Source organism: Kaistia algarum, from assembly GCF_026343945.1.
GTDB lineage: Bacteria > Pseudomonadota > Alphaproteobacteria > Rhizobiales > Kaistiaceae > Kaistia > Kaistia algarum.
This window is the reverse complement of sequence record NZ_JAPKNJ010000001.1, coordinates 1,936,216-1,947,267: the sequence shown is the minus strand read 5'-3', so window position 1 is coordinate 1,947,267 and position 11,052 is coordinate 1,936,216. Positions and strand designations below refer to the sequence as shown.

13 protein-coding genes are annotated in these 11,052 nt (G+C 63.9%); 3 read left to right on the top strand and 10 right to left on the bottom strand.

The features are described from left to right. Nucleotides 1-11 precede the first annotated feature (11 nt). Together OSH05_RS09460 and OSH05_RS09455 are read left to right on the top strand one after the other, a co-directional pair. On the top strand, nt 12-428 hold the full coding sequence (locus tag OSH05_RS09460; protein ID WP_133163118.1) for a hypothetical protein: 417 nt from the start codon (nt 12-14) through the stop codon (nt 426-428). Nucleotides 429-447: 19 nt separating this feature from the next. After that, the gene (locus tag OSH05_RS09455; protein ID WP_104219439.1) at nt 448-3,600 is read left to right on the top strand and encodes a type I restriction endonuclease subunit R; all 3,153 of its coding nucleotides are present in this window, start codon (nt 448-450) and stop codon (nt 3,598-3,600) included. Nucleotides 3,601-3,655: 55 nt separating this feature from the next. Here OSH05_RS09455 and OSH05_RS09450 read toward each other — a convergent pair whose 3' ends face one another. The 3 genes from OSH05_RS09450 to OSH05_RS09440 all read right to left on the bottom strand — a co-directional run bounded on the left by OSH05_RS09450 (nt 3,656) and on the right by OSH05_RS09440 (nt 6,150). Then, on the bottom strand, nt 3,656-4,525 hold the full coding sequence (locus OSH05_RS09450) for a ParB/RepB/Spo0J family partition protein (protein WP_266352134.1): 870 nt from the start codon (nt 4,523-4,525) through the stop codon (nt 3,656-3,658). Beyond that, nucleotides 4,525-5,190 (bottom strand): hypothetical protein, encoded by a 666-nt coding sequence (locus OSH05_RS09445; RefSeq protein ID WP_104219440.1) that lies wholly within the window; start codon nt 5,188-5,190, stop codon nt 4,525-4,527. Before OSH05_RS09445 ends, OSH05_RS09450 begins: the two co-directional genes overlap by 1 nt. A 315-nt stretch (nt 5,191-5,505) precedes the next feature. Further along, nucleotides 5,506-6,150 (bottom strand): recombinase family protein, encoded by a 645-nt coding sequence (locus OSH05_RS09440; RefSeq protein ID WP_266352133.1) that lies wholly within the window; start codon nt 6,148-6,150, stop codon nt 5,506-5,508. Nucleotides 6,151-6,360: 210 nt separating this feature from the next. On the opposite strand from OSH05_RS09440, the gene OSH05_RS09435 reads away from it, so the two are divergent. Then, nucleotides 6,361-7,050: a hypothetical protein gene (locus tag OSH05_RS09435; protein ID WP_104219442.1), complete on the top strand. Its 690-nt coding sequence runs from the start codon at nt 6,361-6,363 to the stop codon at nt 7,048-7,050. 243 nt (nt 7,051-7,293) lie between these two features. Here OSH05_RS09435 and OSH05_RS09430 read toward each other — a convergent pair whose 3' ends face one another. The 7 genes from OSH05_RS09430 to OSH05_RS09400 all read right to left on the bottom strand — a co-directional run bounded on the left by OSH05_RS09430 (nt 7,294) and on the right by OSH05_RS09400 (nt 11,001). Continuing rightward, nucleotides 7,294-8,397: a tyrosine-type recombinase/integrase gene (locus tag OSH05_RS09430; RefSeq protein ID WP_104219443.1), complete on the bottom strand. Its 1,104-nt coding sequence runs from the start codon at nt 8,395-8,397 to the stop codon at nt 7,294-7,296. A gap of 8 nt (nt 8,398-8,405) precedes the next feature. Beyond that, the gene (locus tag OSH05_RS09425) at nt 8,406-8,603 is read right to left on the bottom strand and encodes a hypothetical protein (protein ID WP_104219444.1); all 198 of its coding nucleotides are present in this window, start codon (nt 8,601-8,603) and stop codon (nt 8,406-8,408) included. Nucleotides 8,604-8,610: 7 nt separating this feature from the next. Beyond that, nucleotides 8,611-8,835: a hypothetical protein gene (locus tag OSH05_RS09420; protein ID WP_104219445.1), complete on the bottom strand. Its 225-nt coding sequence runs from the start codon at nt 8,833-8,835 to the stop codon at nt 8,611-8,613. Nucleotides 8,836-8,863: 28 nt separating this feature from the next. Beyond that, nucleotides 8,864-9,610: a MerR family transcriptional regulator gene (locus OSH05_RS09415; RefSeq protein ID WP_104219446.1), complete on the bottom strand. Its 747-nt coding sequence runs from the start codon at nt 9,608-9,610 to the stop codon at nt 8,864-8,866. 82 nt (nt 9,611-9,692) lie between these two features. Then, nucleotides 9,693-10,454: a S24/S26 family peptidase gene (locus tag OSH05_RS09410; protein WP_104219447.1), complete on the bottom strand. Its 762-nt coding sequence runs from the start codon at nt 10,452-10,454 to the stop codon at nt 9,693-9,695. Then, entirely contained in the window at nt 10,451-10,831 is a 381-nt protein-coding gene (locus OSH05_RS09405) for a hypothetical protein (protein WP_104219448.1), read from the bottom strand. The genes OSH05_RS09410 and OSH05_RS09405 overlap by 4 nt, the downstream gene beginning before the upstream one ends. Continuing rightward, complete coding sequence (locus OSH05_RS09400) at nt 10,825-11,001, bottom strand: hypothetical protein (protein WP_165801602.1); 177 nt, start codon at nt 10,999-11,001, stop codon at nt 10,825-10,827. The genes OSH05_RS09405 and OSH05_RS09400 overlap by 7 nt, the downstream gene beginning before the upstream one ends. Between the last annotated feature and the right edge of the window lie 51 nt (nt 11,002-11,052).

The following is an 11,052-nucleotide window of genomic DNA, read 5'->3' as shown; positions in this document are numbered from 1 at the left end:
GAGGCTTGCGAGTGAGCGTTGATCGAATGACTCTGAAGCGGGCCGTGGTGGGTGTGCTGGATGCAATTGCAAGTGAACACCCACTGCGCCACCAACCCAGTAAGGCGCGGCGTTACATCCTGGCGGCGCCCAGCGGTACGCCGCTTGAAATCATGTTCGAGCAAGACGTCGCTAGTCCGGTCAATTTGTGGATGGCGCTAAAGGCGGCCGGCCCACTGTCGTCGAAGGGCGCGGTTTCGATGGCATCATCTCTCCGAACAAGGACGGGGAGGCGCGGCAACGTCCTTTACGGTCGCCACAGTGCGCTGGAGCGGATGCCACAGCTTGGCGACGCGGACCTTGTGCGAATTTCTATCGACCGGTTTGAGGAGTTGGGGGTCGTTCTTGATCAGCTGTTCGCTGCGTCTGCCACACGCGTAGTCGTCTAGGAGGCTTGTAGCGGGGGCGATGAACGACTGGATTGACAACGGCTTCTCCGAGGACATCGTCGAGCATGCCGGGATCGAAGTCCTGAAGGAACTCGGCTGGTTCCATCTGCATGGCACCAGCATTGCCCCGGACGGGCCAGCGCCGCAGCGGCAAGCCTTTGCCGATGTCGTCCTGCTGCCGCGCCTGGAGCGCGCTCTGGAGGATCTGAACCCCGATGTTCCGGAGGCGGCGCGGAACGAGGCGATCCGACAGCTCCTGACCAGCCAGACGCCCTCGCTGGTCGAGGAAAACCGCCGCATCCATCAACTGATCGCCGATGGCATCGCGGTTGAATATCGCGGTTCCGACGGCCGCATCGCCTCGACCAAGGTCTGGCTCGTCGACTTCGCCGTTCCGGACGCCAATGACTGGCTCGTCGTCAACCAGTTCACCGTCGTCGAGGCCGGACAGAACCGCCGCGCCGATGTCGTGCTATTCGTCAATGGCCTGCCCTTGGCCGTGCTGGAGCTGAAGAATGCGGCTTCCGAGAACGCCAGCACGCACGGCGCCTTCAACCAGATCCAGACCTATATGAAGCGGATCCCGAGTCTCTTCCGCACCAATGGCGTGCTGGTGATCTCGGACGGCATCGAGGCGCGCATCGGCTCGCTGACGGCGGATTTCGAGCGCTTCATGCCCTGGCGGACGACGGACGGCGCGGACTTCGCCCATCGCGGCACGCCGGAACTCGACACGCTGCTGCGTGGCGTCTTCGAGAAGGGCAGGTTCCTGGCGCTGCTGCGCGATTTCACCGTCTTCGGCGACAGCGACAAGGGGCCGATCAAGATCCTTGCCGGCTATCACCAGTTCCACGGCGCGCGAAAGGCGCTGCACGAGGCGGTGGCGGCGACCCGGCCGGATGGCGACCGCAAGATTGGCGTGATCTGGCATACGCAGGGCTCGGGTAAGAGCCTCTTGATGGCCTTCTTCGCCGGCTTGGTGGTAAAGTCGTCGGAACTGGAAAACCCGACCATCGTCGTGCTGACGGATCGCAACGACCTCGACGACCAGCTCTTCTCGACCTTCGGCCTCTGCCGCGACCTAATCCGCCAGACGCCCGAGCAAGCCGAAACGCGGGAGGACCTCAAGCGGCTGCTCAATCGCAATGCGGGCGGCGTGATCTTCACCACCATCCAGAAATTCTCGCCCGAGCGCGGCGAGGAAGACTTCCCGGAGCTCTCCGGCCGGCGGAACATCATCGTCATGGCCGACGAGGCGCACCGGAGCCAGTACGGCTTCGACGCCAAACTCAACCAGCAGACCGGCGCGCGGCGCCACGGCTTCGCCCATTATATCCGGCAGGCGATGCCAAACGCATCCTTCATCGGCTTCACGGGCACGCCCATCGAGTCTGGCGATGTCAGCACGCCCGCCGTCTTCGGCGAATATATCGATATCTACGACATCAGCCGGGCGGTGGAGGACGGCGCCACCGTCCCGATCTATTACGAGAGCCGGCTCGCGCGGATCGAACTCGACGAGGACGAAAAGCCACTCATCGACGCCGAAATCGAGGCGATGGTCGAGGACGAGACGCTCACCGAAGCCGAGAAGGCCAAGGCAAAGTGGTCGACCGTCGAGGCGCTGGTAGGCTCGCACAAGCGGCTTTCGGAAGTTGCCGCCGACCTCGTGACGCATCTCGAAGCGCGCCTGGAGGCGCTCGACGGCAAGGCCATGGCGGTTTGCATGAGCCGCCGCATCTGCGTCGAACTCTACAATGAGATCGTGGCGCTGCGGCCGGACTGGCACTCCGAGGACGACAGCCAAGGCGCGATCAAGATCGTGATGACCGGGGCGGCCTCCGACCCGCTGAGCTGGCAACAGCATATCGGCAACAAGAAGCGCCGCGACGAACTGGCGAAGCGCGCGCGGGACCCGAACGACCCGCTGAAGCTGGTCATCGTCCGCGATATGTGGCTGACGGGCTTCGATGCCCCCTGTATGAACACGATGTACATCGACAAGCCGATGCGTGGACACGGGCTGATGCAGGCCATCGCACGCGTCAACCGCGTCTTCCGCGACAAGCCGGGCGGGCTCGTGGTCGACTATATCGGTATCGCCCAGAACCTGAAGGCGGCGCTCGGCCAATATACCCAGGCAGACCGCGAGCGGACCGGCATAGACGAGGAAGAGGCGGTTTCGGCCTTGATGGAGCGGTACGAGATCGTCCGGTCGATCTTCCACGGCTTCGATTATAGCGCCGGTATCACCGGCCAGCCGCTGCAACGCCTCGCCTGTCTGGCCGGCGCAGTGGACTGGGCCTTGAAGTGGGGCGAGCGCGAAGCGGCGAAGGCGGTCTCGCCAGAGGAGAAGAAGAAGGCGTTTCGTCGCTTCCAGGATCTGGTCCTGGAGCTGAGCAAGGCTTATGCGCTGGCCGGCGCCAGCCACGAGGCGCGCGCCATCCGCGACGAAGTGGGTTTCTTCCAGGCCGTTCGCGCGGCCATCGTGAAGAACAACGCCCATGGCAAACTTGGCATCGTGGGCAGGACGCTGGCGGTGCAACAGATCATCGACCGGGCCATCGCCTCGGCCGAGATCGTCGATATCCTCCAGGCGGCAGGCCTGAAGTCGCCCGACATCTCCATTCTATCCGACGAGTTCCTGCTCGAAGTGGCCGGCATGGAGAAGAAGAACCTCGCCCTCGACGCGCTTCGCAAGCTGCTAGCAGGTGAAATCCGGAGCCGCTCTCGGACGAACGTCGTGGAAAGCCGCGCTTTCTCCGAACGTCTCGAAGACGCCGTTGCGCGCTATCACGCAGGCGCGCTCTCGGCCGTCGAGATGATCCAGGAGCTGATTGCGCTCGCCAAGGACGTCCAGGCGGCCTATGCCCGCGGCGAAGAGAGCGGACTGTCGCCCGAGGAATTGGCCTTCTATGACGCGCTTGCGGAGCACGAGAAGGCCGTCGAGATCATGGGTAGCGAGGCGCTTCGTGTGATTGCGCACGAACTCGTCGAACAGCTCAGCAAGAATGCGACGGTCGACTGGCACCACCGCGAAAGCGCCCGAGCGCAGATGCGTATCCTGGTAAAGCGCATCCTACGCCGCTACGGCTATCCGCCGGATTTGTCCGACTTGGCCGTCCAGACCGTTCTGGCGCAGGCGGAAACGCTGTTGCGAGAGACGGCGTAGGCAGCAGCCTCGCGCCTATGCATATGCACGACCTAAGGGATGCACAGGCGCCCCCTCAGAAGTCCGGTTCCAATCCCTCGTCCTCTCGCTTGATCCTGTCGGCGTGGTGCTGCAGTTCGACCACCACGTCTGGCAGGTTCCGTCCGAAATAGATTGCGAGCGCGCGCCCGGCGATCTCCGGATTTCGTGACAGCTTGTTGGTGAACTCATGTGTGAGCCGGTCCGCATAGGCTTGGGCTTGTTGCTCCAGCCAATCATCGTGTGCGTCGGGGTCGAAAGGCTCATCACCAACACCGTTGGCGGCCTGTAGCGCCCTCCACCAGATATCGTAGTGGATCGCATCGACACCTAGCTTCTTTTTCGCTGTGCGCATGTTGGCGATGGTGCGCTCCGACACACTCGCCGCCTTGGCGGTCTCGGCCTTGGAGTACCCGCCCAACAGAACCAGCTTCCACGCATAGTTCTGCCGGGTTTGGCTATCCATCGGTAGCTTGGCCTTGCTGTTCGCGGCTCCAGCCGCCAATACGGCTTCCTCGACCGTGCCCGTGAATGTCTTGACCGGGATCAGTCCGTCGAACCCCGCCTGCTCATAGGCGAACATTCGGTGGTGGCCATCGATCAGATAGGGATCACTGCCGATCCACATTACCTCGACCGGCTCCAGCGCACCTTGGTTCTCCACAGCTCTCTTTAGGTCTTGGATGTGCTTCTCGTCGGTGCCATCCGAACCTCGTGGCTGGAACAATCCAGGAAGCGTCTTGATCGCATGCCAGGGTAGCTGATCGGGCAAATTCTCGGGCGAAGGCTGCTTGGCCTTCTCCTTCAACTCGGCCATGAGGCGCGAAGGTTCGAATACGTCGAGATTGTCGGCCGCCTCGGCCTCCATGGCCACGGCGGGTTCGGTCTGCGGCACGGCTTCTTCCATCACTGCAATTCCTTCATCGCTGCCGCGAGATCGCCGGCTCGGGCTTCGCGTTCCTTTCTGTCGCGCTCTTCAAGTCGCGCGAGGTGGACGCCAACACCACCAACGGCTTCGGCAATCCACTGTCCGATGATGGCCACGGACTTCGGCGGAATGTCCCGTTGGACACGCTTCAGGCGTCCGACGCTGCTGCCCGTCCATTCGGCTATATTCCCCTCCGAGAGCCCCCTTAGGCGGCGCACGAGCTGTGCCCTGAAGGCATCATCCGAGCGGAACCGCCTCGGGTCGTGATCTTGGAGAAGGAAGACCGCGAAGGCCGTCTCGATGAGATCGCGCGGCGAGAGCGTGTCCGCCAGCGCTGCCACCTGCTGAGCCGCAATCCGCTCATGACGGTTGCCCGGTAGGCCCCGCTGAGCCTGCGCGACGATGCCCCGCGCGTGGTCGGCAGCGGTCAGCCAACGGGCTTCGCAATGCGTCCAGGTGGCGTTCTCGGCATTCTTCTCGATGCGCGCGCGAACCAGCGCCACGAACGGCTTCAGCTCGGCCTTGGTGACGGCGCTCTGCTCAGGGTGCCCGTGGCGCCGCAGGTTGCTCTTGTGCGTCGGGCAGAAGAGGCCGTAGCGGGTCGTGCTCGCGGTGCATCCCGGCGCGCGACAGGGTCGGATCATGGGGCCTCAGGACGATTGCAGGATATTGGCATCCATCCCCGTGGAGACAGGCGCGAAAGGATCAAAAGCGGGGTGACGCCGTCGAGCAGCCCGACTAGACCGAGACCTCGGCTAGGGTCAATACCCGGTATCGGTGAGCGCTGTCGGGAGCGCTGGGCGGTGTTGCTGGCTGCGGCCAACGCCTTGGCCACATACATGCGCAGCAATGACACGTCGTCCGTGACCGTCCTTGTGGATATGGATGGAACCTCATCCGGCCATGCGGATCTGCGCCATGCATCCCCAAGGCAGCGGCGACACTCTTTCCCTTCCGGTTCACGAAGAAGGGCTGGCGGCCATCTCCCGCACGATCTTGTCGACCGTGCTGACGCCGATGCCGAGTTCCTTGGCAATCTTCACCTTGCCCTTGCCAGCCGCTCTCGCCTCCAGGACCTGGGCATGAACGCGCGACCACTCTGCGGCCTTCTTGCGGTCCTTCTCGGTGCCTCGCGCGGGCCTGCCGAGCTTGGTGCCGTTGGCCTTGGCGCGCGACAGTCCGGCATTGACGCGCTCGGTGATCATGGCGCGCTCGAACTCGGCGAACACTCCCATCATCTGGAACATCGCCTTGCCGGAGGATGTGGAGGTATCGAGGCCCTGGATGTGCAGGTAGAGGTCCACGCCCTTCTCGTGCAGATCCCGCAAGAGGCTGAGCAAATCCACCAGCGAGCGGCCGAGCCGGTCCACGCTCCAGGCGGCGACCAGGTCTACCTCGCGGCGGGTGACCGCCTTCATCATTGCGTCGAGCCCCGGCCGCTGGTCCCGACCCTTGGCGCCCGAAATACCGGCATCCTCGAACGTAGCCACGACCTCCCAGCCATGGCGCGCGGCCACGCCCTCCAGCTCCAGCCGCTGGTTCTCGACGGTCTGGCCCGAGGTGCTGACACGGAGATACAGGGCCACGCGCTTGGTCGTCTTCATCATCGGTCTCGTTCATCGGGAAGGGATGGCGGACGGTAGCGCCATGCCATACGAAAAACAAGTGATTATCGTATAATCTGGAAGGCCTCGACGGAGGCTCGGAATTGCTCGGCTTCGGCGTCTCGCTTTCTGAGGGGTTTTTCGTATCCCCCTGGCTCGACTTCCTCGCCTGAAGAGAGCGACACTCCTTCATCGAACGGGGGGAGTCGGATGCCGGAAACCAGCGTCTATGTCTTCTGTGTTGATGTCGGCAGTCCAAGGAACGTTGGCTGGGCGGACAACGAAGGCGAAACCGGTGGACCGGAGACATTTGCTGCCGCGCTATTCCGCGTCGCACTGCGTCTCCAGCGAGGCGAGTTGGTCGCGCTGGGCTTCGAAGCGCCGATTTGGACGCCGCGCCGCAGCGAGTTCGCCCGGATCACCTCAAGCCGCGGCGGCGCGGAACTCGTCCTCCGGCGGGCTTGGTCGGCCGGTGCGGGCTGCGGAGCGCTTGGCGCAGCGCTTGCCCTGATGCCTTGGTGCTTCTCTGCCTTGGCCGTCAATGGCGTCGTTCCCGCCACCACATCGGTGGAGCGATTTCGACAATGGAACTCGGGACTGTTCGTCTGGGAAGCGCTGGTGACTGGCGAGGCGAAAGGAACGGATCACCATCACGACGCATCATATGCCGTCGAGGCGTTCGTCAGCCGATTGGCCGACCTGCAGTCGGATGTTCCGGCCGAGCCGGCCATCAACCACGCTGCGGTGGCGCTCATGATCGCGGGCTTCCCCATCGCCCTCGAAGAACTCACGCAAGCTGGGCTGGTGATTGCCGCCGTCCCGAGGACTATCGCGATCCTCGGCGGCCATGCGCTGCAACCCGCTCCCGTTAGGACCGACCCGAAGGAGATGGAGGGGTAGGGACGGGGGGACAAGCTTCGAGTCCTGTCGAGGGCACCGTTCAGATTTTCGGCACGGAACAAAACGCTCCTTCCGTTTCCGCCATCGGCGGCCTCCGCTGCCGCAGCAAGCCGAGTTCGTTCGCGGGTTGCCGGCGCCCAACAGAACTGCTATACAACGCGGCGCGGACAGGCTTAATTCATCAGTTTTTTCAATAGCATGAGTGGGGATCTGCCCTTTCCTCTTCTGGGCACCATTCATTTTCTAGCGTCCTGATTTCTTTGGCGATTTCGGCAAAACGCCCGCACCCGAACGAAGGTGCGGGCGTTTTACGTTCTGGGATTGTCCCGGAAGCAGCGTCACCGCCGCGTCGAGGGACAGTTTCTTGCGCTCCGCCTTCTTTGTGTAGAGCGCGGCCATCTTGTTCGTCTTCCAACCGAAGATCGCCATGAGCTGGCGTTCCGACGCGCCGTTCTCGGCTGACCGGGTCGCGCCGGCCTTCCGAAGCCCGTGAGCGGCGCCCGGGCAGCCGGCGGCCGTGCAGGCCTTCCGAAACCAGTTGCCGAAGCTCTCTTTGACGAAGGGCGTGCCGTGAGCTGTCACGAGGAAGGCCAGGTCGCCCGTCTTCGTCCCATCGATCGATGCCTGCCGCGGCGGCAGCACGGGAATCGTGATCGCCTCGCTGTTCTTCTCGGCACGAAACTCAATGATGCCGTTGCGCACATGCTGCCGGCCGAGACGCACCACGTCGCCGCGACGGAGCCCGGTGTAGAGCAGCAGATCGAGTGCAAGGCGCTCCCGAGTGCCTAGCGGCCAATGCTGCTCGAAACGCTCGACCTCCTCCTCCGTCCAGGTGTGGAAGCCGTCGTCATCGTTCTCACCCTTCAGCAGCTTCACGCCGAGGGTCGGATCCTTGTCGACGAGCCCGCCCTGCTTCTCATCCGCCGCCCATTTGAAGAACGCCCGCATTGCCTTCAGGAAATTGTTGGCGGCGTGCGGGTGGTCCTTCCGACGCTCCCGCCCGGCGATGATCGTCTTGGCGGTGATTCGCGAAAGCGGCTCATCGCCAGCGGTTTCAACGACCTTGCGGAAGATGGCTTCATGCTGCCGGCGCGTCGCGTTGGAATAGCCTGCCCATGTCGAGCCCGCCCGATAGCGGTCGATCGCCCAGCGGAGCGTGCCGCGAGTGGCGCGACGATGCGCCGGCGCCGCCGACCCTTCCAGAGCCGCGCGATATTCCGCCCAGAATGCATCCGTGTCGTAGGGCTCCGCCAGCGGCGTGCGCAGCCCATGATCGCGGCGCACGTACCACTTGACCTTGCCGTGTCGCGAACGCTCGCGGTGCAAATAAGGCGGACGCTTCTTCATGCTGCGCCTCAAAGAACGATGGTCGAGCCATCGTCGTCGGTGGTATCCGGCGAAGATTGATGCGCCGGCGGCGTGATGCGGACGGGGACGATCGAGATGACGCCACCCGGCAAAATGTCGACGCGCCAGCCGTCTCCTGCCGCCTTGGCGGCGCGAAGGGCGCGGGAAACATCGGCCTGGACGAAGTTGGCGGCGCGGCGGGACATGGCGCCGCTACCCCGCGTTGCTCTGCCGGCAACGGCCGCTGGCAAAGTCGTTGAGGATGTCGAGCGGCGCGCGAATCGGCGAGGTGCGGCTGGGGTTGCTCTGGAAGGCGCCGGGCAGCTTGCCCTCATGGTGCAGCCGCCGAACGGTGCGCTCGGATAGATGCAAGCCGCAGTCCGCCAGGGCCTTGGTGATCGCGGGGATGCCGGAGACGATACGCCGATCAATGGCCATTTCTGCCGTTCCCTCTCTTCCTATCCGTTCATGCAACAGGATTGGTAAGGGCTACAGCATCTCCGTATTCGATCGGCGAAAGCACATTGCCTTGCGCATCTGTCTCGAATTCAACATGCACAAGTGCTCGCCCCGCCCGCTCGCCCATGGTCGAAGCTATCGCATTGAGATCGAGCACGATGACGGGCCCGGCATACTTGGCCTCGTTTGAAACTCCGCCGAAAGCCATGTCGAGGGATTCGTGCCAGACATGCGTTCCGTCAGCCCACCAGACGAAGAACCTCGCAGGGATGACGCGGCCATGGCCTCGCATGCGGAGGACCTGTCGGGCTAGATACTCGCCCTTTGCGGCCCAACCGCTTCCTAAGCCTTTCGGCAGTTCGATGCCGGCTGCCCCGAGGACGGCTTCGAGCAAACCCTCATCTTTGGCGCTCGGCGAGCGCTGAGCGGCAAGAGCCTGACGAACGTCTTCCGGATACCACTCGAAGGTCCGCAGGTGATCTCCCTCATAGGCATCCACCCACAGAAGCGCGTTCCAGAGGATACCGATTGCGCACCACTCAGCCACACCCCTCGAGTGAATCGGCCCGATACCGCGATCCGCAAGCAGCTTCATGACGAAGATTTCGGCGAGGGAGAAAGGATCGAAACGCGCGTGCCCTCCGACCACGGGAATAAAGCCACGGCGCCGCCAATCGCGCTGCATCATCGTGCTCAAGCCCGTGATCTTCTCAACTTCGGCCGGCGTGAAGGCGGTGAGGGTGTAAGAATGCATGGTGGTTCCCACGATCAATTGCGATGTAGATACCACGCTCTTAAAACCGCTGCAATCCCCACGTTCGCGTAGCATGACCTGTCTACACTGCTCGGGAGTTCGATTTCGCCGCAGCCGCGAGCATCTCCCCCTGCGTCAGGCGATAGCTCGGCGAGGTGTTGTCGACCCGGACCATGCGGTGGATTGCCAGCACAGCCTTCGCCGGAAAGCGAAGACGCAACTGTGGGTTGAACATCTCAACCTCGACCTCGGCAGGCGCGCCGGGATCGGGGGCGCGGCGATCGGCGATGAGGCGCTTCAACAGCACCTGGTGACCGCCGCGCGGCACCCAATCGCGGTGGAGGAAGAGCGCCACGAAATCGCCCGGCCGGACGGGCTCGCCTCGGCTGATCAGCACGCGGTCGCCATCCTTGACGACCGGATCGAGGCAACCGCCCTCGCCCGTCATGAAATATTGCGGCGGCAACAGCGCCGGCTCGATCGAGCTTCGGTTCGGCGCGCGGCACAGCGGGAAGATCGGCTCATCCTCGCTTGAGGCGTCACCGTCCTCTTCCAGCCATCCCTCGTCATCGCAGGCGGCGCCCTCGTCTTCGCAATCTTCCTCGCGGTCCTCGGTGTCGCCATGGCCGCCGGAAGGGCACCAGCCGAGCGACGGCTCGGATTCATCGCCATTCGCCTCGAGGTCGGGATCGCCGTCGATCTCGTCAAGCAGGCTGATCAGCCGGTCCATCTCGGCTTCGGCCTCGCGGCGCAGGGTGGCAAGAGCCGCGACGCCGCCGCGCATGCGGACAATCTCGTCAACCAGGAGCGGACGGGGCTGAAGGACAAGAGCGCGGGCCATCATGCGAGATCTCCGTCCAGCAGCGCGAAGACCGCCCGGAACATCGCCGCGATGGCGCCCTCGTTCGGCAGGCACGCGTCGTCGAATTCGGACTTGAAGGCTTCCATCGCGAGGCGGACGCCGTGCCGGGTCAGAGGCGCCGACGCGCCAAGCTCTTCATCGATCTCGTTGCAGCGGTCCCAGGCGGGAAGGGCGACTTCGTCCGGAATATTGCCCCCGATGGAGGATCCCGCCACAAGGCGGATAAGCGTCGCCCGCTCGCCGCAGAGGCGCGCCCAGGGGTCCGCGTCCATGTTGAGCTGGGCAAGGGCAGGACCGGCAGGGATCGGCGCCAGCGAGGCAGCGGCGACGGCTGGGAGGAGTTCGCGGCGGCTCAGCATGACCGAACCTCCCGCGCCTCGCTGGCTTCGGCCCCCGCCGTGGCGTCGATCGCCTGCAGGATATCCGCCAGCCCCTCGATCGCGTCCTCGACGCGCTGGCGCAAGCTCGTCGTCTCGACCATCTCGAACGTGCGGACATAGCTCGCCCGTTCGCGCAAATGCTTGTTCATGCGCGGCCTCATGTGGTAGAAAATCGTTGGCGCTAAACGAATAGCGTTGGC